Origin of the sequence: Fodinisporobacter ferrooxydans (assembly GCF_022818495.1) — a bacterium.
Taxonomy (GTDB): Bacteria; Bacillota; Bacilli; order Tumebacillales; family MYW30-H2; genus Fodinisporobacter; species Fodinisporobacter ferrooxydans.
In genome coordinates this window covers 3713688-3738053 of record NZ_CP089291.1, presented here as the reverse complement: position 1 = coordinate 3738053, position 24366 = coordinate 3713688, and the positions used below count along the sequence as shown (strand labels likewise).

Genomic DNA, 24366 nt, shown 5'->3' with positions numbered 1-24366 from the left:
GGAATGAATCAGGTGATTGGCGTCATTAATCTTGGAGATACGTCTTCCTTTTTGGGACCGCTGACGCAAAATCGTTCGATCGCGTCAGTACCTTTCGGAGGCCGCTATCGGTTAATCGATTTTGTCTTGTCAAATCTCGTTCATTCCGGTGTGCGAAATGTGGCGGTATTCACATTAAACCATGCAAGATCGCTGATGGATCACTTGGGATCGGGGAAAGAATGGGATTTAAACCGGAAGGACGGAGGCTTGTTTATTCTGCCGCCGGCCGTTGAGTACCCCTTCGGTGTGTATCGTGGGGATCTGCAAAATTTTTATGGACATATTGATTTCTTTAAACGCAGTAAAGGTGAGTATGTGATCGTTACAAAAGGGCACATGTTGTTTCCCATCGACTTTAAACCGCTTGTTCAGTCGCATAAAGAGAGTTGTGCGGATATCACCGTTTTGTATCAGGAAATGCGGCTGACAGCCGCGGAAGCAAGCAATTGTATGGGATTCTCACTGGAAAACGGCCGGGTTGTACACATGGATCGCTGCAAACAGTCAAATGAATGGCAAAATGTCTTTTTGGAAACGTATATCGTCAAGAAATCTTTATTTATCCAGTTGATTGAGGCAGCCGCGGCAAAGGAAGCTTTCGATGTCAACCGGGAACTGTTGCAGGAGCGTCTGTCATCCTTGCGGGTACAGGCATACAGATATGACGGACACGTAACAATGATTCATTCCATTGAAAGCTATTTTCGCCACAGCATGGAGCTGCTGCGGCCGGAATGGTGGCAATCCCTGTTTTTTCAATATGGCTCCATTTATACGAAAATCAAGGATGAGCCTCCTGCCCGGTATGGTCCTTTGGCAACCGCAAGGAATTCCTTGATTGCCAATGGATGCATCATTGAGGGAACGGTGGAGAACAGCATATTGTTTCGGGGAGTGAAGGTGGAAAAAGGTGCGCACGTCAAAAACAGCATATTGCTGCAGAAATGTTCCGTTGCTCTTGATGCGACAGTCGAGCTGGCGATTCTGGATAAAGAAGTGCGTGTGACGCAAGGCAGCAAGATCCATGGCGAGCCGGGCATGCCCCGAGTCATCGGAAAGCGGCAGATCGTTTCATGACGTTTCCGTGACATTTTGACGTTTCCACAACATGTACATGTTTTTTACGATGTGCAATAAAAACAGACTTGCAACGAGAACAATAGGGATGTGGCGCAGTTGATAGATGTGACAAAGTTGAAAATACTATTTGTGGCAGCAGAAGGAGTACCGTTCGTAAAAACAGGCGGTTTGGCAGATGTGATTGGCGCATTGCCGCGGGCGCTTCGTTCCTTGGGTGCGGATGTTCGCGTCGTCTTGCCCTGTTATGGTCAAATTCCGGATACATACCGACAGCAAATGACAGATTTGGTGACTGGAACGGTACCCCTCGGTTGGAGAAATCAATATTGCGGCGTAAAACAACTGATTTATGATGAAGTTCCTCATTATTTTATCGACAATGAATATTATTTTAAACGGGATTCCATTTATGGTTGTGAAGACGATGCGGAGCGCTTCGCTTATTTTTGCCGGGCCGTTCTGGAAATGCTGCCGGCCCTTTCTTTTCAGCCGGATATCATGCACTGTCATGATTGGCATTCGGGACTTGTCAGTTTATTTTTAAAGACACATTATGCGGCACATCCATTCTATCAATCGGTCCAAACGGTTTTCACCATTCATAATCTTCAGTACCAAGGAATTTTCCCGCACCCGATATTGGGAGACATACTCGGACTTTCCGAAGACTATTTTACAATCGATCAAATGGAGTTTTATGGGCAGGTCAACTATATGAAAGCGGGATTGGTATATTCCGACCGATTGACAACGGTCAGCCCCACATATGCGAGTGAGATCCAGCACGACTATTTTGGGGAGCGATTGGATGGGCTGCTGCGGCACCGGCAAAAGGATCTCACAGGCATTTTAAATGGAATTGACGTCCAATCCTACGATCCTTATACAGATCCGGATTTGTATGCACATGCAGATGATTTGCTGCGGCAAAAGCAGATCAATAAAAGGCGCTTGCAAAAGCATTTCCGCTTGCCGGAAAAGGAACGAACGCCTGTAATCGGGATGATTACCCGATTGACGGCGCAAAAAGGCTTGGATCTTGTGCTGCACGTCATCGACGAGATCATGAAATCGGATGTACAGATGGTGATCCTCGGTTCAGGAGAGGATCGATATGAGCAAAGATTTTCTGAATTTGCAAAGCGGTATCCAGACAAACTGTATGTGCGAATCGGATTTGACGAACGTTTGGCACGAAACATTTACATGGCTTCCGACCTGTTTTTAATGCCTTCGATTTTTGAACCCTGTGGACTCAGCCAAATGATCGCCATGCGCTATGGAAGCATTCCCATCGTGCGGGAAACGGGCGGATTGCGGGATACGGTTCAATCCTATAATGAAGCGACAGGCACCGGAAACGGCTTTAGTTTTCGCAATATCAACGCACATGACATGCTGTATGCGATACACCGGGCACTGTGGTTCTATCAGAATCCGCAGGTATGGAATAATTTGGTCAAAGAGGCCAGTCAGATGGATTTCGGTTGGACAAATTCGGCAAGGAAGTACAAAGCCATGTATGAAGATTTGAAAAAAATGGAAGACGTAACTTGAGTGGGATCTATATACTCATATCCCATTTATACCGAAGCAACATTTCAGAGTAGACCAAACCAAAATACCTGCAAAAAAGGAGCTGGAGAATGTTTTCCGATACGAGAGCCTTTCAACGAGCATTTCTAGAAAAATTGCAAGTGATGCAAGGGAAGATCGTCGATGATGCAACGGCATATGATTGTTTCACTGTCTTGGGGACGCTCGTCCGGGAATTCATCAGCAAGCGTTGGATCGACACAAATACCAAATACAAACACACCGGATGCAAACAAGTCTATTATTTTTCCATGGAGTTTTTGATTGGCCGTTTGCTGGAATCCAATCTGATCAATCTGGGCATTCGGGATGTTTGTGCAGAGGGGCTTGCCGAGCTGGGGCTGTCTTTTGAAGAGATTCTTCAGCAGGAATCGGATGCGGGACTGGGGAATGGAGGGCTGGGACGATTGGCCGCCTGTTTTCTCGATTCCCTTGCGTCGCTGCAACTGCCGGGACATGGTTCGGGGATCCGGTATAAGCACGGATTCTTCGAACAAAAAATCATCAATGGGTATCAGGTGGAATTGCCTGAATATTGGTTAAAAGATGGCTATGTATGGGAGATTCGCCGTCCTGAGAAAGCGCTGGAAATCACGTTTGGCGGTCATGTACAGCCTGTAACGGAAAATGGGCGGCTGCAATTTTACTCGGAGCCGGCAGAGCGGGTATTGGCAGTCCCTTATGATGTGCCGGTGATCGGGTATCGCAATCAAACGGTGAATACATTGCGCTTGTGGAGTGCGGAGCCTGTCGTTGATTTTGAGCAAGAACAGCCGTTTCAAGAACAAAGCTATCAGAAAATTGTGGAATATAAACATTCATTAGAAGCGATTTCGGAATTTTTGTATCCGGATGATTCTACATATGAAGGCAAACTATTGCGGCTCAAGCAACAATATTTTCTCGTATCTGCAGGCGTTCATAGCATTATTCGCAGCTTCAAAAAGAAGAATGGATCGATCGCCCATTTTCATGAAACTGTCGCGATCCATGTGAATGACACACATCCCGTATTGGCCATTCCGGAGCTTATGCGGATCTTGCTCGATGAAGAAGGATTGGGCTGGGATGATGCCTGGTTCATCACGACACGCACCATTTCCTACACCAATCACACGATTCTGGCAGAAGCACTGGAAACATGGCCGACAGACATGTTTCGATCCCTTTTGCCGCGCGTGTATATGATTGTCGATGAAATCAACGAACGCTTTTGCAAAGACCTCTGGAATCGATATCCGGGTGATTGGGAGCGAATTCATAAAATGGCGATCATTGCCGATGGGGCTGTAAAAATGGCCCATCTCGCAATTGTCGGCAGTCACAGTGTCAACGGCGTTGCCAAACTGCACACGGAAATTTTGAAGAAGCGGGAAATGCAGCGGTTCAATCAATTTTATCCGCATAAATTCAACAACAAGACAAACGGAATCACACATCGCCGCTGGTTGTTAAAAGCAAACCCCAAACTCGCCAGTCTGATTACAGAGACCATTGGCGATCGTTGGATCTCCCAACCGACAGCTCTTTTACAGTTGTTAAAGCATGCGGAAGACTCTTCCTTGCAACAAGCGGTGGAACAAGTGAAACAAGAAAATAAACACAAATTGGCAAACATGATTCAGGATATGACGGGAATTGCCGTTGATGAAACGTCCATATTTGATATTCAGGTCAAACGCCTGCATGCATATAAGCGGCAATTGTTGAACGTATTTCATATTTTAGACCTCTATCGCCGATTGCGGGAAAACCCGGATCTGGATCTGCGGCCGCGGACGTTTATTTTCGGGGCAAAAGCAGCACCTGGATATCACTTGGCAAAACGCGTGATTAAACTCATCCATGGAACTGCTGAGCGCATCAACAAGGATCCAGCCATTCGCGGCAAGCTCAAAGTCATATTCCTGGAAAATTATCGCGTGTCTTTGGCGGAGTCGATCATACCGGCAGCAGATGTCAGTGAACAGATCTCTACAGCCGGCAAAGAAGCCTCAGGGACGGGAAATATGAAATTTATGATGAACGGGGCCCTTACGGTCGGCACGATGGACGGCGCCAATATCGAAATATTTGAGAAAGTTGGCAATGACAACATGTTTGTGTTCGGACTGGCGGCTGACGAAGTGCTGCAGTTTTATGCAAACGGAAATTACCGTGCGTTTGAGTTGTATAAAAAGGATCCGCGTTTGGCGTATGTCATGGATCAACTCATTCACGGCGGTCTATCCGCGAATCAAGCCGATTTCCAAATCATTTTTGATTCCATTTTGGCAAACAATGATGAATATTTTGTACTGGCCGATTTTGCTTCGTATGTTGACATTCATGCAAAAATCGACCGAACATATCGGGATCGGCGGCGCTGGAACCAATCCTCCATTGTAAATATCGCACATTCGGGAGGCTTTTCCAGCGACCGCACCATAACCGACTATGCTGACGAGATTTGGCAGCTGCAGGCGCTTCCTATTGTTTCAAATAGTCTTTAATCGCAGGCAAAGCTTGCAATGCCGCTTCTCTACCCGCATCGATACAGGCAAGCACTTTGTCAAAAGACGTCCAATTTACATGTTTGATCTTTGGTGTGATGATAAACGGATGATATGCTTTGGCGCGGAATAATGTAATTTGATCGAGCATGATGTCAAAGGAGCGGTTGATGACTTCAGGAAACATATCGATGGGATCATCGATTGCCGTTTTATGCAGATCAACCGCAATCACTTTTTTTACACCGAGTACAGACAACAGATCAATCGGCAAATAGTTGCGGATGCCGCCGTCAATGAGTGTCCGGCCGCCAATCGCAACAGGTTCAAATAGGCCCGGCAATGCACAGCTGGCATGAATCACGGATGCCAACAACCGTTGATCGTCGGCAGTATCCAAAGGAATCCATGTTCCCGCTTGTGCAAGGCCGTTTGTATCCTCTGGCAGGGACAGGCGCGAGTGGTAAATGACCGTTTGATTTTGCAAAAGATCGGTTGTGGCGACTACCAATGGAATGGGTGTGCGGACGGGTGTGACTGCGAGCAGAGTACGTACATATTGTTCGAATTTTTTTCCTTTTATCAAGCCAAAAGGTATGAAGTGTGCAGGATTTTTAACGATGTGCAAATAATGCAAGGGTACCAGTGTGAGGATCTTGAGCGCCTGCAGCAGCGGCATTGACCAATCGATCAGGCGAATGCCCGGAAAACGGTTGGCAATGCCGCTCATCCAAACCGGGGACAGGCCGTTTGCATACATGGCACCGATCAGACTGCCGCCGCTTGTGCCAGCTACGATATCAGCTTCAATGCCGTGTGCATGCAGCACTTCGATGACTCCGATGTGGGCAGCCGACCGCAATGTGCCGCCGCTCAATGCGTAACCTAACTGAAAGGATGATTTCGATAACGGCTTGCTTGTCATCCATTTCCCTCCTTCAATCCGTTTCAGACGTTTGTTTTTTGTTTCTTTTCCATATGCAGGAGGATTTAGTTTACGTTTGGCGAATCATCACTAGAGAATCAATGGAAAGAGGAACTGTATGTCAACACAAGATTTTGATCATTTTATGGACAAAGTATTGCAAAAGACCGGGATTGATTTGCGCAAGTACAAACGCCCGCAAATGGAACGACGGTTAACGGCATTGCGCGATAAACGGGGGTTTCAGGATTTCGATTCCTATTTTCAGTTTATCACCGACAATCCCGTCATGTTTGACGAGTTTTTAGATCGCATGACGATCAACGTTTCGGAGTTTTTCCGCAATGCCAACCGCTGGGATGTGTTAAACGCCAGAATCATCCCGGAATTGTTGGCGCACCGCAAAAAACTGCGCATTTGGAGCGCCGCTTGTTCGACAGGGGAAGAACCGTACACGCTGGCGATTCTTTTGCAGCAGCACGGAGTCCTTGGACAGTCCTACATTTTGGCGACAGACATCGACGCAAGCGCGCTGAAGCGGGCACAGCTCGGCATATATGAAGCGAAATCCATGCAAGAAATGCCTCAGGACATTGTACGAAATTATTTTCAAAAATATGATGCAACGCAGTTTCAGATTGCGCCTGAAATTCGGAAAGCAGTCACATTTCGCAAACAAAATCTCTTGTCGGATTCCTTTGAAAACGATTTTGATCTGATCATTTGCCGCAATGTGATTATATATTTTACAGATGATGCAAAACATGTATTATATCAAAAATTCAGCAAATCCCTGCGCAATGGCGGCGTATTGTTTGTCGGCAGCACAGAACAGATTTTTAATCCGGCCGCTTATCACTTGAAAATGTATGATACGTTTTTTTACATGAAGGATCGATGATATGCTGTTGACACATGACGAATCAACCGGGGATCTGATGATACTGGCAGAACAGGAAGATGAAGGTTGCATGATCAAAGACTTGATCAAGCGGCAGACAGGAATGTCAAGGCCCGTGCTGCGGGAAATTTTGGAGCAGGGCGGAGTCACCCGCAACGGTGAATTCTGTTATCTTACCAATCGGGTACAGGCAGGAGACCGCATTCGCATTTCCTTTCCCAGGGATGAAATGTTGAAAGTGGAGCCGGAGCCGATTCCTTTCTCGATTTTATATGAAGATCCCTATCTCGTAGTGATCGATAAAACATCGGGAATCGTCGTACATCCGACCAAAAACTATCCCAACGGTACGCTCGCAAACGGGCTTGCGCATCATTATGAAAGGCAAGGCTGCCAGTACAAAATTCGCCCTGTGCATCGGCTGGATCGGGATACCAGCGGCGCCATCGTTTTTGCCAAAACACATTTCGTGCATCAAACATTAAGCAAGGAAATCAAGCAGCACAAGATGCAGCGGTATTACTTTGCGGTTGCATATGGCAGGCTTGCAGATGACAAAGGATCTATCAACGCTCCGATCGGCCGGGATGAATCCCACACGACAAGGCGGATGGTGGATGATTTGCATGGCAAGCCGTCTGTGACGCATTTTCAGGTGCGGGAGCGATTTGGTGAATGGGCGACAGCGGTTTCGCTGCAGTTGGAGACAGGGCGAACGCATCAAATTCGCGTACACTTTGCAAGCATTGGGCATCCTTTGCTTGGTGATGCATTATATGGCACGGAGCAGAGTCTCAAGTTTTCCAAGCAGTTTGGCGCCATGAGACAAGCGCTGCATGCAGCCACCTTGCGTTTTACACATCCGGTGACAAAGCAAACCATGTGTTTCGAGTCGAATCTGCCGGAAGATTTGCGCAAATTGCTCGATCAATTGAAGGAATTTAACAGCAACAGTTGATGCGAGGACAATATTTGATCAAATGGGGGAGATTGGAATGCTGTCACTGCTGATTCTTTTATGTGCCCTTTATATGACGTATAAGGCTGCACGGAAATCATCGCTGCGTTTTTACATGTTTAAGAGGATATTGGATGATTGGATTACATATGCCGCTTGCCTGTCCTTCGGAGGAATCGTCAGTCTTTCGCTCAGTATGCCGTTCGTATTGCAAGCTCTGGCGTCAGGTTTTGCATCCTGGCAGCTGGCATTGGCGCCTACGGGAATTGCCATTGGCATCGGAGAATGGATGTACGCAAGACTCAACCAGCAGATGAAAATGATTGCATTAAAAAAGTAAAGAGTACATGGATTGCAACAAGCCTTAAGGAAATCCGCCGTGGAGTTTTGACTACTTTTTGGACATCCTCTTTGGACATCCTCTTATAGGGTGTGCTCAAAACGTGGTCAAGTCGGACGCGGAGGAGTTCTGGCCCATTTACTGAACGGACTCTTGTAAATGAACAGAGAGTCTGCATAAAAAAGGGGACTTGTAGAGTGTGCAAAGATTACAAACAGGTTCTGCGGGAACTCATCGAGACAGCAAGTCCAAGCGGCCATGAAGGGAATATTGCAAAACGGATCATGGCGGAATTGCAGCGATTTACTTCCGATGTTCGACAAGATGCTTTGGGAAATGTCATCGCTTGTATCCGCGGATCTTCCTCATCCGAAGACATGCGCAAACCAAAAGTTCTGCTGGCGGCGCATATGGATGAGATCGGCTTGATGGTATCAAAAATCGAAACAGGCGGATTTCTGCGCGTGACGCAATTGGGTGGTTTCGATCCCCGGACATTGCTCGGGCAGGAAGTGGTCGTACATGGCAAACGGCAATTTTCGGGGGTGATCGGATCCAAACCTCCTCATTTGAGTGCACAGAAGGAACGGGAGCAAGCCATTTTGTTGACCGACGTATTTATTGACCTCGGCGTATCGGAAGCCCTTGTCCGGGAGTGTGTGGCGATCGGGGACCTTGTGACGATTGCAAGGCAAGCGGTTCCCCTTTTGGGTGATCGAATGGCCGGCAAATCACTCGATAATCGGTCGAGTATCGTTGCTGTTCTGGAATGTCTGCAGGAATTGCAGCGCTTGCAGGTACAGGCGGATGTGTATGCGGTTGCGACTGTGCAAGAGGAAGTGACGATGGTTGGAGCGTTTGCCGGTACGTTTGGCATTCGGCCGGATCTTGGCATTGCCGTTGATGTTTGCCATGCTGCCATGCCGGGTGTGGCCAAGGATTTGACGGCGGAGCTGCATGGCGGGCCAGCCATTGCCTTTGGTCCCAATATTCATGGCAAAGTCTTTCGCCGCTTGATCGATACGGCGCAAAAGCAAAGGATTCCCTTTCAAATCCGTACGACACAGGGGCCGACACCGACCGATGCAAGAGCGATTCAAATTACGGCAGAAGGCCACGCGACAGGACTTGTTTCGATTCCTTTGCGCTATATGCACACATCTGTGGAAGTGATCGACTATCGGGATGTACAATTGGCAGGAGTCTTGCTGGCATCCTTTATTGCAAGTTGTGACAAGGCGTTTGTGGAGGGACTCACATGTTACTTAGACAGTTGACGGAAGCATTCGGTCCGTCCGGTTGTGAAGATGAAGTGCGGCAGTTGATCGCAGTCGCGGCAAAGCCGTATGCGAAAACCATGTATACAGATGTTTTGGGAAGCTTGTATGTGGAGATGCATTCTGCTGCGATAGGACCAAAAGTCATGCTTTGCGCACATATGGATGAAGTCGGGCTGATGATTGTCCATATTGAGGACAATGGCCTGTTGAAATTCCGGCCTGTAGGCGGAATCGATCCGCGCATACTCGTTTCCAAGGTTGTGACCGTCGGACCGAATCGGATTCCCGGTGTGATCGGCGCAAAGGCGATCCATTTGCAAACGCCGGACGAGCGAAAAAAGCCGCTGCCGATCGATCAACTGTATATCGATATTGGTGCCAAACACAAAGAAGAAGCGGAAAAGCATGTACATATCGGCGATTATGCGGTGTTTGCGACAATGTTTAAAGAGCTGGAAGAAGGCAGGTTCTGTGCCAAGGCATTTGATGATCGCGTCGGCTGCAGCGTATTGCTGGAAGTCATGAAGCGCTGCCCGGACATTCCCGTGACATTTGCGTTTACGGTACAGGAAGAGATCGGACTGAGAGGAGCGGGGCCTGCCGCCTACCGCATTCAACCGGACATCGCGCTAGTGATTGAAGGGACGATTTGTTTCGATGTCATAGGCGCGCCACCGCATGGACAAGCGACAATTCTTGGCGCAGGGCCGGCAATATCAGTTATGGACAATGCGTCAATGGCAAACCGATCGTTTTTGCGTTTTATGAAGAAAACGGCGGAAACCTATCAAATTCCGCATCAAATGCGCAGGGCGACCGGCGGCGGAAACGACGCAGGCGCGATTCATTTGGCGCGGGAAGGGATTTTGACAGGATCCTTATCCGTTCCGACACGTTATATACATGCGCCTGCCCAGATCATCTGCCGGGAAGATGTTGAACATACGGTGGAGTTGACGGCAAAGATACTGGATGAACTTGCGAAGGGGGGCAATCCATGATGATAGAACTCATAAAACGTCTCTCGGAAGCGTATGGTCCTGCAGGAGCGGAAGATCAGATCCGGGAAATCTTGCAACAGGCTTTGGCAACTGTGGATTGTGAGATCCATACGGATGCCCTTGGAAATCTGATTGTCCAAAAACCGGGGACAGATCCATCCGCAAAGCCGGTTGTAATCACGGTAAATATGGACGAAGCCGGGCTGATGGTCATCGATGTGGACGAACAGGGCTTTTTGCGTGTCGGCCCGGTAGGATCGTCAAACCCGCACAAGTGGATCGGGCAACGGGTGATGTTCTCAGATGGCGCGATTGGAGTCGTTGCCGGGGATTCCTTGAAAGATGAAAAGGAGCGAACGTTTGCCCATTTGCATATCGACATCGGGATATCCGGAAACCGCGCAGCAAACGGCGAAATACCCCAACCGATCCCATCCCCGTCCATAGGTGATGTGGCAGTCCTTCATCTCCCGTGGATGTCTCTGCAAAATCAGGTTTGGATCGGGAAAGCACTTGACAATCGGGCAGGCTGTGCAGCCGTCCTGCATGTATTGCAGACGCTGCCGACCCTGGCATTTCCCGTTTGCGCCGTGTTTTCGGCACAACACCGAGTCGGAACGCGCGGCATCAAGCCTGCTCTGTATTCCCTTGACCCGCGCGTGGGGATGGGAGTGGGCTGTGTGAGTGCAAATGATGCGCCAGGCGTCAAATGTGCTACGGTCGCTCTTGGACAAGGTCCTGCGATTGTAGTCATGGAAAGAAACCTGATCGTCAATAAAGAACTGCGAATGCATATGGCAACACTTGCGGATGCACAATCCATCCCGTATCAGTGGGCAATTGCCCATGAGCGGGTCAGTGATGCCGGGACAATGGCCGCAACCAGAACGGGAGTGCCCGCAGGCGGCATTTCCATACCCGTTCGCCACCATGAAACGGGAAGCGAAATGATGCATCAGGCAGATTTTGCGCATGCGGTTCAACTTCTGAAAGCATGGCTTCTTTCCTTATGATGGGTTTCCTAAGAAAAATTCGCGATGATGAATGCACGTCATGATCGAATTCCGGCGGTTGAACGCAGCAGAGCGGTCATAACACCGAATGTAAGGATGGATGCGCAGGATAAGGATTGTCAGAACGGCAAACCTGTAATATAATGTACCAAATAATCAGATAAATTTATTGCTTTAACGCGTTTAGGCGTAAAGGGGAGCGGAGAATGCTGAGATATCTTACAGCCGGAGAATCACATGGTCCGGAATTAACAGCAATTGTGGACGGAGTGCCCAGTCAATTTCCGATTGACCAAGATGGGCTCAATCACCAACTTTATCGCAGACAGCAAGGATATGGCCGCGGCTATCGCATGAAGATCGAAAGCGATCAGGCGACGATTACGAGCGGTGTGCGTTTCGGAAAAACACTCGGTACACCGATTACTTTGCATATTACAAATCGGGACTGGAAAAATTGGCAGGAGAAGATGGCCGTATTTGGTGAACCGCCGGAGAATTTGGCAGAAGTGACAAAGCCAAGACCTGGACATGCGGATTTGGCAGGCGCCTTGAAATACGACCATAAAGACATACGCAACGTACTGGAACGCTCCAGTGCGCGCAATACGGCAACACTTGTGGCGTGCGGGGCAGTCGCTCGCCAGATTTTGGAGCAATTTGGGATACGGGTATTCGGACATGTTGTTCGAATCGGATCCGTCGTTGCCGATATCCCGGATATGCCTTTTGTCACATTCATGGAGCGCGCCGAAGCTTCGGAAGTTCGCTGTGTCGATCCGACAGCGGAGCAAGCCATGATTGCGCAGATTGAACAAGCCAAAAATGACGGGGATACCCTTGGCGGGACGTTTGAAATTATCGCTACAGGCTTGCCCATAGGTCTTGGATCCTATGCCCAGCCCGACCAGCGGTTGGATGGCCGGCTGGCAGGAGCGTTAATGGGATTTCAAGCCATAAAAGGCGTCGAGATCGGAATGGGATTTGAAGTCGCCGAGCGTCCCGGATCCCAGGTTCATGATGAGATTTTTTATCAGGAGGGCATGTATCAGAGGCGGACAAATGGCGCCGGCGGAATTGAGGGCGGCATCAGCAATGGTCAGCCGATTGTGATTCGTGCTGCCATGAAGCCCATCCCCACATTATACAAACCATTGCAAAGTGTGGATATGAATACAAAAGAACCCTATTTGGCGAGTATTGAACGTTCGGATACGTGTGCGGTGCCTGCTGCGGCTGTCGTTGGCGAAGCGGTTGTTTGCTGGACGTTGGCGCAAGCATTTCTGGAGAAATTTGCGGGTGATTCTTTTGGAGAGGTAAAGCGCAATTACGATTCGTACATGGCGTATCTGCAAAGCCGATGAACGGGATTCACGAATTGCGCGTACAAGCATCCAGCGGCTCTTATGTCATTCGCATCGGAAATGGTTTGCCTGAGACAATCGACAAAACGTTGGAAGAGTTTGGATGGTCGAAAAAGACTCCGACAATGGTGATCACAGATGATACGGTAGCAGCATTGCCTTGGTTTCAACAATTGCGGTCCACTTTGGAAATGTCCTGTACAAGGATGATTGCGGCTGCGATTCCGGCCGGGGAACAATCCAAGTCCCTGGAAGAAGCGGCACGATTTTATGATCTTGCATATACAGCCGGATTCGATCGGGATACTTGGATACTGGCGATCGGCGGCGGTGTTGTCGGCGATTTGGCTGGATTTGTCGCTGCCACGTATATGCGTGGCGTCTCCTTTGTCCAGATCCCTACCACATTGCTTGCACATGACAGCAGCATCGGCGGCAAGGTAGCCGTCAATCATCCGAAAGGGAAAAATATTATCGGCGCTTTCCATCAGCCAAGAGCGGTACTGTACGATGTTTCGACTTTGCAAACACTGCCGGAGCGGGAGTTTAGGTCCGGGCTTGCAGAAGCTGTCAAGCATGCGCTGATCGCGGATGTTTCCCTGTGGCAATGGTTGGCCGAGCATCATGCAGGAATTCGGGAACGCAACCTTGACGTTTTGGCCGAACTGTTGTATCGGTCTTGCAAAGTAAAAGCCGGAATCGTGGAACGGGACGAAAAAGAAACAAATGAGCGGGCGTTGTTGAATTTTGGCCACACCTTCGGCCATGCCTTTGAAACTCTCTTAGGATATGGTACGTTGACACATGGGGAAGCCGTCTCCATTGGCATGGTTGCGGCGCTTGCATTGGGGGCATTGCTTAACGAACACTCCCAAAGCTTGAAGGAAGAAGTGGAGAACGTTCTGACATCTCTTTCCTTGCCTGTGCGGTTGCCGATTCCGATCGACGCGAATGAAGCGATCGAACTGATGAGAAAAGACAAAAAGGCAAGAGCCGAACAATTGACGTTCATCCTGTTGCAAGAAATCGGGAAAGCTGCCATTCGCATCGGAGTACCGATCGATTCTGCCAAAGTCGCACTACAAGCTGTTGCAAAGGAGAGGTAGTATGGTACGAGGTATTCGGGGAGCCACAACGGTTGAACAGAATGAAGAAGCGGAAATTCTTCATGCAACTCGCGAATTGTTTGACAGCATAATCGAGGAAAATGGGGTTTTGGCTGACGATATTGCGTCTGTCCTGATTACGGTCACAACTGATCTGACGGCAGCTTTTCCCGCCAAAGCCATCCGCACGAAACCCGGTTGGGAGTACGTGCCTGTCATGTGCACAATGGAGATTCCGGTTCCTGGGGGACTTGCCAACTGCATTCGTCTGCTTGTGCACGCAAATACAGAAAAAACGCAAAGGGAAATTGTGCATGTGTTTCAAAAAGAAGCACAGCGTTTGCGGCCGGATCTGGCACATGTGCGGAAATAATCGAAGAAGTGGTTTTCATTTGGTGTTGATGCGTATATAATAGAGAAGACCTATACAAGATTGTGTTCACTTGGATGAGCGATCATTTGAGTGATATATGAGCTGTCATTTGAGTGGTATTTCATTTGAATTCTATTGATTGAAACAGGCAACTCGTGTGAAAATGATCGAGATTTTCAGAGATCGATTGCGTTTTGCCGAAATGATTGCAGAGAGTATGCCAGATGATTGAGCAGAGTACGATTGAGACGAGTATTGACAAGTTGAGATGGTTCCATTGCTTTTGAACCATAGAGTTGAGCTGAGATGAGAGACAAAATTGATACAATAAGCAATGGGCAGGCGGTCTATCCGCTTTCGACTTCAGCCCCATTCTTTGAATTGTTCATAAAAGTCGGGGCTCAGCAAAGTCCCGGCTTTTTTGCTTAATAAAGACGTGATTCATTCGCGATCGAATCAGCCATTCAGAATAGTCGAGTCGAGTAGAGGAGAGATGAACATGTTTTCCACAACCTTACGAAAAGTGGCAGACGGACAAATGTTATTGGAGCAAGAAGCATATGCTGCCATGCAGACGATTATGCAAGGGGATGCTACACCGGCACAGATCGCCGGCTTTCTGACAGCGCTGCGGCTGCGCGGCGAAACAGTGGATGAAATCGTCGGATTTGCCAATGCGATGCGCTCCTTCGCCGTACCGTTTGCAAGTCCCTATCAAACGTTTATCGATACGTGCGGTACAGGCGGGGACGGTGCGGATACGTTCAATATTTCTACAGCAGCGGCATTTGTTGTGGCTGCTGCGGGAGTTCCGGTGGCAAAACACGGAAACCGGGCGGTTTCCAGCAAAAGCGGCAGTGCCGACGTATTGCAGCAGCTGGGCGTGGAAATACAGCTCAGTCAGGAAGAAGCTCAGACCTGCTTCCGGGAAGTCGGCGTTTGTTTCATGTTTGCACCTCTGTATCATCCGGCGATGAAACATGCAGTCGGACCGCGAAAAGAGTTGGGCTTTCGTACCGTGTTTAACGTTTTGGGGCCTTTGACAAATCCAGCGATGGCGCCACGCCAGGTTTTAGGCGTATACAATGAAAATTTGGTGGCCAAAATTGCCCAGGTCATGGCTCGATTGGGAACGGAACATGCCTTGATCGTCCATGGAGCCGGCGGACTTGATGAACTGTCTGTATGTGGATCTACGACTGTTGCGGAAGTCAAGGATGGTTCGATTTTAGAATATTCGATAACACCGGAGCAATTGGGGATGGATACGTATCCTTTATCCGATATCCGCGGCGGTGATGCACTGTATAATGCACAAATGATTCGTGAAGTCCTGGCGGGAAAGCGCTCGGATGGAGCACGCGGGATTGTCGCATTGAATGCGGCTGCCAGTTTGTATGTTGGGGGCTTAGCCGACAGCTTGCGGGCAGGAGTCAAAATAGCGGAAGAAATGATCGATTCCGGGAAAGCATATGATAAATTGCAGCAATTGTCGGAATTCACTCAAGAATTAACCGGTTTGCGCATGGAACATCAGAAGGAGATAGCACAATGATTTTGGATCGGATTGTAACGACGAAACGGGAAGAAGTGCGTCAATTGCGGCAAACGACAAGCGTTCAGGAACTGTTGCAAAGAGCGCAGGCACAAAAGCCTCCATTGTCGCTCTCTGACGCATTTGCAAAGGCACATGTGTCAGGAGAAGTTGCCGTCATTGCCGAAATCAAAAAAGCGTCCCCTTCCAAAGGATTGATTCGGGAAGATTTTCAGCCGCTGGATATTGCAAGAACCTATCAGGAAAATGGTGCAGCCATGATTTCCATACTCACAGATGTTTCCTATTTTCAAGGATCTCTTGCTTATCTTTCGGAAGTTCGAAAAGTCGTCGATCTGCCTTTGCTGCGAAAAGACTTCGTCATCGATGAAATGCAGGTGATCGAAGCACGGGCTCATGGGGCTGATGTGGTTTTGCTGATTATGGCTTGTCTCGACGATGCGCAATATGCACATCTGTACAATGTTGCAGAAGAATTGGGCATGGCCGTTTTAGTTGAAGTGCATACACGGCAGGAGTTGGAACGGGCGATGCAGATCCATCCCAAAGTCATCGGTGTCAACAATCGGGATTTGCACACATTTCAAGTCGACCGAACAACGACATTCCATATTTCAAAGGATGTACCGGATGACGTTTGGCTGGTAAGTGAAAGCGGGATTGAATCCCGCCGGCATATACAAGAGGTACAACGATATGGAGCGGATGCTGTGCTAGTAGGGGAATCGTTGATGCGTTCTCCTGACATCGGTCTGGCATTGCAAAGATTGCGGGGGGCTGCCGAGTGACGCAAGTGAAAATATGCGGCCTGCGGGATCAGACGATTGCCCGACAATTGGCAGATGCAACGATTCAACCGGCATATGTCGGTTTTGTTTTTGCAGATTCACGTCGAAAAGTGACGATGGAGCAGGCACAACAACTTTCTCGCATGCTTGGTTCATCCATGCAAAAAGTCGGAGTATTTGTGAATCATTCACAGGATGAAATCAAAACAATCGCAGAATTCTGCCAATTGGATGTTTTGCAGCTTCATGGAAATGAGTCGCCGGAATTTTGTTCTGCTTTGGCAGAGGATCTTCCAAAAAAAATATGGAAAGCATTTTCTGTGCGTTCGTCGATTGCTGTTGCAGACATTGTTGCATATCGTGGAAGCATTGACGGAATGCTGCTGGATACGTATGACCCGAAGGCGGCAGGCGGTACGGGGAAGCCTTTTGACTGGTCCAAAATCTCTGAGTACCGGGCGCTGTTGCCGGAGTTACCGCTCATCGTGGCAGGCGGGATCCGCATACAGAATGTGGACGAGCTGATTCATGCCTATCATCCCGATCTGATTGATGTTTCATCAGGAATTGAAGGGGATGACGGCACGCAATGTTTTCCATCTATGATTTCCTTACTTGAGAGGGTGTACAGTTTATGACATATCCGGATCGATATGGTCGGTTTGGCAAATTTGGCGGCAAATATGTGCCGGAAACGTTGATGAACGCGTTGGATCAGTTGGAAAAGGACTATTATGCCTATTCCAAACATCCTGAATTTCAGGAAGAATTGAAAGAGCTTTTGCAATCCTATTCCGGCCGACCGACACCGCTGTATTATGCAAAACGTCTCAGCGAGCAGTTGCAGGGTGCCCAAATTTACTTGAAACGCGAGGATTTAAACCATACAGGCGCGCACAAAATCAACAATACGTTGGGACAAGGGCTGCTGGCCAAGTATACAGGAAAAAAACGGGTAATCGCAGAAACAGGCGCCGGCCAACATGGCGTGGCAACTGCCACCGTTTCCGCGTTGTTGGGCCTTGACTGCACAGTGTTCATGGGTGAAGAAGACATGGCGCGGCAAGAGTTGAACGTATTTCGCATGCGCATGTTAGGCGCGGAAGTGGTTCCGGCGAGCAGCGGCACGCGGACGCTCAAGGATGCGACCAATGAGGCGCTGCGCCATTGGGTCGAGCATGTGGAAGATACGTTTTACATTATCGGGTCTGTCGTAGGACCGCATCCCTATCCGATGATGGTGCGCAACTTCCAGCGGGTCATCGGCGACGAAACGAAACGGCAGTCCCTTGATTTGTTCGGCAGTCTGCCTGACGTTGTAGTCGCATGCGTCGGCGGCGGCAGCAATGCAATCGGAATGTTCTATCCGTTTATTGAAGATACAGACGTACGACTGATTGGTGTGGAAGCTGCCGGTGAAGGCGTGGAGACAGACCGGCATGCGGCGACTTTGACAAAAGGCAACCCGGGGATTATTCATGGCGCCATGACGTATCTTTTGCAAGACCGCTATGGACAAGTCACACCGGCCCATTCCATCTCGGCCGGATTGGATTATCCCGGCATCGGTCCGGAACATTCCTATTTATTTGACAGCAAGCGGGCGCAGTATGTCCCGATTACCGACCAGGAAGCGGTCGATGCGTTTCAATTGCTGACGCAGACAGAAGGCATTATCCCGGCATTAGAGAGCGCACATGCGGTTGCGCACGCCGTCAAAATCGCCCCGACATTGCCCAGTGACAGCCGTTTGGTCATCTGTTTGTCCGGTCGCGGCGACAAAGACGTGCATAGCATTGCACAGTATTTGGAGGGAGCGCAATGAGCCGAATTGCACAACAAATTAACCAGGAATTCGAACATGGCAACCGTGCACTGATACCATTTATCACTGCCGGCGATCCGGATTGCGGCACGACGGTTCAACTCATTCGGGAGTTGGCAGAGGCGGGTGCGGATGTGATCGAGCTGGGGATTCCTTATTCCGATCCGCTGGCAGATGGACCTGTCATTCAGGAGGCTTCCTTGCGGTCTTTACAAAACGGATTCGAATTGCCGCAAGCGTTTGAAATCGTAAGCAATGTCCGGAAATCCGGAATTGAAATACCGATTATTTTGTTTACGTATGCCAATCCGGTCATTCAATATGGCATGGAATCCTTTGTCCGGCAGGCGGCGAACGTAGGCGCCAACGGACTGATCATCCCGGATTTGCCGATGGAAGAAAGCGCCGAATTGCTGGCGATTGCCGATGCGCATGAGATTGATCTGATTCCATTGGTAGCGCCGACGAGCAGAGAGCGGGTAGCTGCGATTTGTAAAAACGCCCGTGGATTTGTCTATTGTGTATCTTCTTTGGGCGTTACGGGAGAGCGAGCAAAATTTGCAAGCAATTTGGATGTGTTCCTGCATACAGTCAGAGATCATGCGCAAGTCCCTGTAGCTGTCGGATTTGGCGTTTCCACACCGGAGCAAGCAAACATGCTCGCCGATCGGGCAGATGCGATTATTATCGGCAGTGCAATCGTGCGCCGGATCGGAGAATTGGGCAAAGCGTTAGACGCAGGCGATCACGGCAAAGCATTCGAACTGCGCCAGGAACTGCTCTCCTTTGTTCGATCATGCAAACAAGCGATCGAAGGTGCGATATGATTTTTCGGCAGCTAACAGTTATTGGATGTGGTTTGATCGGCGGCTCCCTGGCCGTGGCAAGCCGTTACTATCAATTGGCGGAGCGGGTCGTCGGCACGGATGTAGATCCGAATATGGTGCAAATGGCCATCGATCTGCATGTCATTGACGAAGGCACGACAGATTTGCCGACTGCCGTGAAGAACGCAGATTTGATTGTGATTGCGACGCCTGTCAAACAAACCCTGTCCATTTTAAAAACACTCTGCGACATGCCGTTGCAACCCGGTGTGATCGTTACGGATGTGGGTGGTACGAAAACGGACATATGCGCATATGCAGCCCAAAGCATGCCGGAAACGATCGAGTTTATCGGCGGACATCCGATGGCCGGCTCGGAGCGTTCCGGTGTGCGTGCCGCCAATGAGCGTTTGTTTGAAAATGCCAAATACGTCTTGACTCCTACTGCTGCAACAAACCCTGAATCCTTGCAAAAATTGCGGCAATTTATTGAGGGGCTTAGAGCCAATGTGATGATTTTGGATCCGAAGCTGCATGATCGGGTCGTCGGCACGATCAGCCATCTGCCACATGTGCTCGCATCCACGCTGGTGCAGTTCGTATCCGGATTTGCCGAACAGGAACCCCTCTACGCCCAACTGGCAGCTGGGGGATTCCGGGATGTTACCCGGATTGCTTCCGGGAATCCGGATTTATGGCGCGATATTATGGTAACGAATGCAGACGCATTGGATGAAATTATGACACAGTTTATTGCAGCATGTACGGAGATCCGGAATTTCGTCCGCGGAAAACAAGAGCACTCCTTGCAGGCGTTTTTTGCATCGGCAAAAGACTGGCGGGACGCGTTGCCTGTTCGCAGGCGCGGAGCTTTGCCGGAATTGTATCAATGCACAGTCGATGTGGCTGACCGTCCGGGTGCGATTGCGACAGTTGCCACACTTTTGGCGGAGAAAGAAATCAACTTGCGGAATATCGGCATTATGGAAAGCCGGGAAGACGTGAACGGACAACTCGTCTTGCAGTTTCATCGGCTGGAAGAAATGGAGAAGGCAATTGAGTTGCTCCAAACAATGAACTTTCTGGTACACAAATACGATGAAGAGATCGGATGAAGCCTGAGATTGCATCGTGCAATCTCTTTCTTTTTATCCCAAAATGTAAGATCGTGCGTATGAGGAAAGTAGGAGAAAAATTTTTTAAAAAAATATGATAACGTTTTCAAAAAATCGTTGACATTCTAACAATTGGTAGTTAGAATATAACCATAAGGCTTGAATTTCTGGTTTCTCTCCACTCCTATCATTGCCTATCCTGTATATTTACAGTGATAGGTTTTTTTTGTCCATTTTTTCCTAACTCACTCTCGAAGTGCTGCAAATGCCGATCGTGCGCTCCAGTATTGACGTTTGAACATTACATTGAATCGAATTCAGAAAACTCCGACTGATGCAAGTTTCACTTTATTGAATAGTTCTGCCGACAACTCACATACTACATATGAAATGTTTGGAACCGATACACAACGTTTCCATCATCGATGCGTGTTTATATGTGTGACATTTCACATTCCTCATGAACAGCCATTTAGGAAAGTGAGGCCAGGTGTATGTTCAGTCGCCCTTTGCTCGTTCAAAGTGATGGTACCATTTTATTGAACACGACACATTCTGACTACGCAGAGGTACGCAGACAATTGTTGCAGTTTGCAGAAAACATCAAAAGCCCGGAGTATATTCATTATTATAAAATTTCCCGGTTATCACTATGGAATGCTGCTGCGATCGGCTGGACGAGTACGAGAATTGTGCAGATTCTGGAAGACAACAGCGAATATCCGGTACAGCCAGCCATGAAGCACCGGATCATCGATGAATTTCAAAAGTACGGATTGCTGCGATTAGTTCCTTTTCGAGATCCGGATTATCTTCTCTTGCTTGGTGATGCGTCAATTCTCAACGAATTTCAGCGGACCGGCGATTTTCAAACCATCCCAGTTGAGCGGGTTCCGGAAGGATTGATATGCAGCAGGGATCACAGGGGAAGCGTGAAACAGGCTTGTTTGCGCTTGGGTTATCCGGTGGTGGATCAAGCGGGGTATACGGATGGTGAACCTTGTGTGTTTCAATGGAAACATGGATCCGATTTTTTACGACCCTACCAAATCGAAGCATTGGATCATTTTTTCGCCGGCGGAGAATGCAATGGCGTCATTGTATTGCCGTGCGGGGCTGGAAAAACGATTGTCGGCATTGCCGCCATGCAGCGTCTTTCGATGTGCACGTTGATCCTTACGCCGAATGCCACATCTGCAGAGCAATGGAAACGTGAGATATTAGATCGAACCACTCTTCCAAATGAGTGCATCGGCATCTACACGTCCGGGCGGAAAACATTATACCCCGTCACAATTGCGACATACCAAATGGCTACATATCGCAAGGGTGAAACATATCCACATCTGGACTGCATCCGACAGGCACCTTGGGGGTTTGTCATCTATGATGAAGTACATCTCCTGCCAGCGCCGATCTTTCGACTGAGCGCCGACTTGCAATCCCGGCGCCGCTTAGGGTTGACAGCTACATTAGTTCGGGAAGACGGGCTGGAAGAAGAAGCATTTGTCATGGTTGGTCCCAAAAAATATGACGTCCCTTGGAAAACGATTGAGAAATCCGGATGGATTGCGCCTGCACGCTGTGTGGAAGTTTCCATTCCTTTTGTGGAAAAAGATAAATTTAACTATTTACAGGCCGGGAAACGGGAACAACATCGGCTGGCAGCGGAAAATCCCCGCAAAATCGATGCATTGGAAGCGCTGCTGAGACAACATGCAGAAGATCGGGTGCTGGTCATTGGACAATACATCAATCAATTGCAGGCGGCGGGAAATCGCCTGCAAGTTCCTGTCATCACAGGAAAGACGCCTGTAAAGCAGCGGGAGGAATGGTTTGCAAAGTTTCGGGCGGGGGAAATCCAATCACTTGTCGTGTCGAAGGTCGCCAATGTGGCAGTTGATATGCCGTGTGCCAACGTTGCGATTCAGATTTCCGGAACATTTGGCTCCAGGCAGGAAGAAGCGCAACGATTGGGCCGAATTTTGCGGCCCAATGCAGGCGGCAGACCATCCTATTTTTATACTCTTGTTACAAAGCAATCCCTTGATCAAGAATCATCAACACGCCGTCAAATGTTTTTGACAGAACAAGGATATCAGTATGAACTGCGGGATTTTGAAACTTTGCTGCAGGAGGGGAACATGTATGAATCTGATCACCTGTCTAAATGATGCAGATATCCATGTGCTTAGAACCATTGCCAAACGTCAGAATTTATCCTGCCGGTACCATTCCAAAAATGATTTATTGCAAACGTTGATGGAACATTTCCAAAATGTATCCTTTGTGCAGGAACGATTGGCGAAATTGGCACAAGCGCAAAAGCGGCTGCTGATTCGTCTTGCATTGGACAAGCGAAGTCAATTTACGCGGGAGGATCTTTTGGTAGCCGCCGAAAAGACGCTGGGGGATCGAATCGGAAAAGTGGGGCCGGAAGGTTTATGGACAGAACTTGTCGATCTCGGCTGGATCTTTCGTTCAGGTACATCCATATATTCCCATGTATTTCGGATTCCTGACGATTTGCGAGGGATGATCAAACAATGGATTGCGATCGATTTGACACAGAACGTCGATTATTTGGAAAGGGAACCGTCCTATTATCGGGAAGATGGTCTTGCCATGCTGCGAGATCTGCAGAAGTTTCTGCAATTTGTTGCGCAAAACGAGATCCGGCTCACACAGGACGGCGCGATTTTCAAGCGTTTTCAGCAACAGCTTCAGCAACTGTTTGAAATCCAGGAACCGCCGATCAGCGGACAGCAATGGCGCTTCGGCTATGGCAGACGATTTCGGGATTATCCGGATCGCTTTGCATTATTGTACGATTTTTGCTTTGGAAAGGGTTGGATTGTCGAAGGAAGAGATGGAATATTACAGTCTTGTCCGCCTGAAGAGGACTGGTTTGCCAAGCCGGATCTTGAGCGCATTTCTGAATTGCATGGGTATTGGGAAAAAATATATGGCCGCTGCATTCCGCAACTTCATTTGGCGGTGGCCTTTCTTGCATATGCTTGTAAAGAGAAATGGGCCGTGGCAGAATCTCTCGAGAAGGTTTTGCAACATTATATAGAACCGTACTATTATGACACGGTTTCTACGATTATTCATGAACGAATCGTGCAAATGTTGCGGTATCTGGGAATTCTCAAAACAGGAAAAAGGGAAGACGGCGGAGTTGCGGTCACACTTACACAAATCGGAAGACAGTTGTTTTTTCCCGATGAGTATGCACCTCTATCGCAAATCCAACCGCCGAATGTGCAACCTTCGATTGTGGTGCAGCCCAATTTTGAGATTCTCGTCTTGGCGGAAGGTCACTCTCCTATGGACCAGGAACTGTATGCATTTGCGGATTATTTGCAAGGAGGACATGTCCGCAGTTACCGGATTACGGAGACGAGCGTGAAACGTTTTGTGAAAAATGGGCACTCGCCCGAGCAAATACGCAGCGTCTTGGATCGCTACTCGATTGAACCTGTACCGGAAATGGTGCTGCAAAGAATTGGGCAATGGACAGAAGGATATGGAAAAATTCGGGCGTTTCAAGGGACATTGCTGGAGTGTGCAGATGAATGTGTGCGGGAAGAACTTTTGAGAATTCCGGGAATTATGAAACATGTGGAAGAAGTCATCGGGGATCGTTATCTATTAATTGCAAAAGAGCAGATTGGACAAGTCCTCGTATTATTGGATCAAGCGGGAAACATAGTATTACAGGAATAACCGGGAATCACCCGAAAATATCGGCGTAAACCGGTCAACAACTCCATAACGGTCTG

Annotated in this window: 21 protein-coding genes and 1 pseudogene; 21 read left to right on the top strand and 1 reads right to left on the bottom strand. The window is 48.7% G+C overall.

Going from position 1 to position 24366, the window contains the following annotated elements:
* The first annotated feature begins 3 nt into the window (after positions 1–3).
* The 3 genes from glgD (at position 4) to LSG31_RS17940 (ending at position 5210) form a co-directional block, all read left to right on the top strand.
* The gene (gene glgD / locus LSG31_RS17950) at positions 4–1119 is read left to right on the top strand and encodes a glucose-1-phosphate adenylyltransferase subunit GlgD (protein WP_347436417.1); all 1116 of its coding nucleotides are present in this window, start codon (positions 4–6) and stop codon (positions 1117–1119) included.
* 117 nt (positions 1120–1236) lie between these two features.
* Positions 1237–2679: a glycogen synthase GlgA gene (glgA, locus tag LSG31_RS17945; protein WP_347439558.1), complete on the top strand. Its 1443-nt coding sequence runs from the start codon at positions 1237–1239 to the stop codon at positions 2677–2679.
* 89 nt (positions 2680–2768) lie between these two features.
* Positions 2769–5210: a glycogen/starch/alpha-glucan phosphorylase gene (locus LSG31_RS17940; RefSeq protein WP_347436416.1), complete on the top strand. Its 2442-nt coding sequence runs from the start codon at positions 2769–2771 to the stop codon at positions 5208–5210.
* Here the strand turns inward: LSG31_RS17940 and LSG31_RS17935 are convergent.
* Positions 5188–6135 carry a patatin-like phospholipase family protein gene (locus tag LSG31_RS17935; protein ID WP_347436415.1) on the bottom strand — a complete coding sequence of 316 codons (948 nt, stop codon included), beginning with the start codon at positions 6133–6135 and terminating at the stop codon, positions 5188–5190. The genes LSG31_RS17940 and LSG31_RS17935 overlap by 23 nt on opposite strands.
* A gap of 118 nt (positions 6136–6253) precedes the next feature.
* Here LSG31_RS17935 and LSG31_RS17930 point away from each other — a divergent pair, with 118 nt between their 5' ends.
* The 18 genes and pseudogenes from LSG31_RS17930 to LSG31_RS17850 all read left to right on the top strand — a co-directional run bounded on the left by LSG31_RS17930 (position 6254) and on the right by LSG31_RS17850 (position 24310).
* Positions 6254–7036, top strand: a complete 783-nt coding sequence (locus LSG31_RS17930; protein ID WP_347436414.1) for a CheR family methyltransferase — start codon at positions 6254–6256, stop codon at positions 7034–7036.
* 1 nt (position 7037) lies between these two features.
* The gene (locus tag LSG31_RS17925; protein WP_347436413.1) at positions 7038–7994 is read left to right on the top strand and encodes an RluA family pseudouridine synthase; all 957 of its coding nucleotides are present in this window, start codon (positions 7038–7040) and stop codon (positions 7992–7994) included.
* A 37-nt stretch (positions 7995–8031) separates the two neighbouring features.
* Complete coding sequence (locus tag LSG31_RS17920) at positions 8032–8334, top strand: hypothetical protein (protein WP_347436412.1); 303 nt, start codon at positions 8032–8034, stop codon at positions 8332–8334.
* 197 nt (positions 8335–8531) lie between these two features.
* Positions 8532–9611, top strand: a complete 1080-nt coding sequence (locus tag LSG31_RS17915; protein WP_347436411.1) for a zinc-binding metallopeptidase family protein — start codon at positions 8532–8534, stop codon at positions 9609–9611.
* A complete protein-coding gene (locus tag LSG31_RS17910; protein ID WP_347436410.1) occupies positions 9593–10615 on the top strand; it encodes a M42 family metallopeptidase in 1023 nt (340 codons plus the stop codon). The genes LSG31_RS17915 and LSG31_RS17910 overlap by 19 nt, the downstream gene beginning before the upstream one ends.
* The gene (locus tag LSG31_RS17905) at positions 10612–11628 is read left to right on the top strand and encodes a M42 family metallopeptidase (RefSeq protein WP_347436409.1); all 1017 of its coding nucleotides are present in this window, start codon (positions 10612–10614) and stop codon (positions 11626–11628) included. Before LSG31_RS17910 ends, LSG31_RS17905 begins: the two co-directional genes overlap by 4 nt.
* A 206-nt stretch (positions 11629–11834) precedes the next feature.
* Positions 11835–12992: a chorismate synthase gene (gene aroC / locus LSG31_RS17900; RefSeq protein ID WP_347436408.1), complete on the top strand. Its 1158-nt coding sequence runs from the start codon at positions 11835–11837 to the stop codon at positions 12990–12992.
* The gene (aroB, locus tag LSG31_RS17895) at positions 12989–14098 is read left to right on the top strand and encodes a 3-dehydroquinate synthase (RefSeq protein WP_347436407.1); all 1110 of its coding nucleotides are present in this window, start codon (positions 12989–12991) and stop codon (positions 14096–14098) included. Before aroC ends, aroB begins: the two co-directional genes overlap by 4 nt.
* A 1-nt stretch (position 14099) precedes the next feature.
* Positions 14100–14471 carry a chorismate mutase gene (gene aroH / locus LSG31_RS17890; RefSeq protein WP_347436406.1) on the top strand — a complete coding sequence of 124 codons (372 nt, stop codon included), beginning with the start codon at positions 14100–14102 and terminating at the stop codon, positions 14469–14471.
* A 499-nt stretch (positions 14472–14970) separates the two neighbouring features.
* On the top strand, positions 14971–16026 hold the full coding sequence (gene trpD / locus LSG31_RS17885; protein WP_347436405.1) for an anthranilate phosphoribosyltransferase: 1056 nt from the start codon (positions 14971–14973) through the stop codon (positions 16024–16026).
* Positions 16023–16814: an indole-3-glycerol phosphate synthase TrpC gene (trpC, locus tag LSG31_RS17880; protein ID WP_347436404.1), complete on the top strand. Its 792-nt coding sequence runs from the start codon at positions 16023–16025 to the stop codon at positions 16812–16814. Before trpD ends, trpC begins: the two co-directional genes overlap by 4 nt.
* Positions 16811–17452, top strand: a complete 642-nt coding sequence (locus tag LSG31_RS17875) for a phosphoribosylanthranilate isomerase (protein ID WP_347436403.1) — start codon at positions 16811–16813, stop codon at positions 17450–17452. The genes trpC and LSG31_RS17875 overlap by 4 nt, the downstream gene beginning before the upstream one ends.
* A complete protein-coding gene (trpB, locus tag LSG31_RS17870) occupies positions 17449–18639 on the top strand; it encodes a tryptophan synthase subunit beta (RefSeq protein WP_347436402.1) in 1191 nt (396 codons plus the stop codon). Before LSG31_RS17875 ends, trpB begins: the two co-directional genes overlap by 4 nt.
* Positions 18636–19466: a tryptophan synthase subunit alpha gene (trpA, locus tag LSG31_RS17865; protein WP_347436401.1), complete on the top strand. Its 831-nt coding sequence runs from the start codon at positions 18636–18638 to the stop codon at positions 19464–19466. The genes trpB and trpA overlap by 4 nt, the downstream gene beginning before the upstream one ends.
* A pseudogene (locus LSG31_RS17860) lies at positions 19436–20275 on the top strand (prephenate dehydrogenase); the annotation flags it as partial. The gene trpA and the pseudogene LSG31_RS17860, both read left to right, overlap by 31 nt.
* A gap of 93 nt (positions 20276–20368) precedes the next feature.
* The gene (locus tag LSG31_RS23400; protein WP_430734288.1) at positions 20369–20581 is read left to right on the top strand and encodes an ACT domain-containing protein; all 213 of its coding nucleotides are present in this window, start codon (positions 20369–20371) and stop codon (positions 20579–20581) included.
* A gap of 494 nt (positions 20582–21075) precedes the next feature.
* The gene (locus LSG31_RS17855) at positions 21076–22755 is read left to right on the top strand and encodes a DNA repair helicase XPB (protein ID WP_347436399.1); all 1680 of its coding nucleotides are present in this window, start codon (positions 21076–21078) and stop codon (positions 22753–22755) included.
* Complete coding sequence (locus LSG31_RS17850) at positions 22730–24310, top strand: helicase-associated domain-containing protein (protein WP_347436398.1); 1581 nt, start codon at positions 22730–22732, stop codon at positions 24308–24310. The genes LSG31_RS17855 and LSG31_RS17850 overlap by 26 nt, the downstream gene beginning before the upstream one ends.
* Positions 24311–24366: the final 56 nt, after the last annotated feature.

Coding starts and splice junctions, on each gene's coding strand:
- glgD (WP_347436417.1), top strand. CDS start 4: ATGAATCAGGTGATTGGCGTCATTAATCTTGGAGATACGTCTTCCTTT.
- trpB (WP_347436402.1), top strand. CDS start 17,449: ATGACATATCCGGATCGATATGGTCGGTTTGGCAAATTTGGCGGCAAA.
- LSG31_RS17920 (WP_347436412.1), top strand. CDS start 8,032: ATGCTGTCACTGCTGATTCTTTTATGTGCCCTTTATATGACGTATAAG.
- LSG31_RS17935 (WP_347436415.1), bottom strand. CDS start 6,135: ATGACAAGCAAGCCGTTATCGAAATCATCCTTTCAGTTAGGTTACGCA.
- trpC (WP_347436404.1), top strand. CDS start 16,023: ATGATTTTGGATCGGATTGTAACGACGAAACGGGAAGAAGTGCGTCAA.
- aroB (WP_347436407.1), top strand. CDS start 12,989: ATGAACGGGATTCACGAATTGCGCGTACAAGCATCCAGCGGCTCTTAT.
- LSG31_RS17910 (WP_347436410.1), top strand. CDS start 9,593: ATGTTACTTAGACAGTTGACGGAAGCATTCGGTCCGTCCGGTTGTGAA.
- trpA (WP_347436401.1), top strand. CDS start 18,636: ATGAGCCGAATTGCACAACAAATTAACCAGGAATTCGAACATGGCAAC.
- LSG31_RS17925 (WP_347436413.1), top strand. CDS start 7,038: ATGCTGTTGACACATGACGAATCAACCGGGGATCTGATGATACTGGCA.
- aroH (WP_347436406.1), top strand. CDS start 14,100: ATGGTACGAGGTATTCGGGGAGCCACAACGGTTGAACAGAATGAAGAA.
- LSG31_RS17905 (WP_347436409.1), top strand. CDS start 10,612: ATGATGATAGAACTCATAAAACGTCTCTCGGAAGCGTATGGTCCTGCA.
- aroC (WP_347436408.1), top strand. CDS start 11,835: ATGCTGAGATATCTTACAGCCGGAGAATCACATGGTCCGGAATTAACA.
- LSG31_RS17930 (WP_347436414.1), top strand. CDS start 6,254: ATGTCAACACAAGATTTTGATCATTTTATGGACAAAGTATTGCAAAAG.
- LSG31_RS17850 (WP_347436398.1), top strand. CDS start 22,730: ATGAATCTGATCACCTGTCTAAATGATGCAGATATCCATGTGCTTAGA.
- LSG31_RS17940 (WP_347436416.1), top strand. CDS start 2,769: ATGTTTTCCGATACGAGAGCCTTTCAACGAGCATTTCTAGAAAAATTG.
- trpD (WP_347436405.1), top strand. CDS start 14,971: ATGTTTTCCACAACCTTACGAAAAGTGGCAGACGGACAAATGTTATTG.
- LSG31_RS17855 (WP_347436399.1), top strand. CDS start 21,076: ATGTTCAGTCGCCCTTTGCTCGTTCAAAGTGATGGTACCATTTTATTG.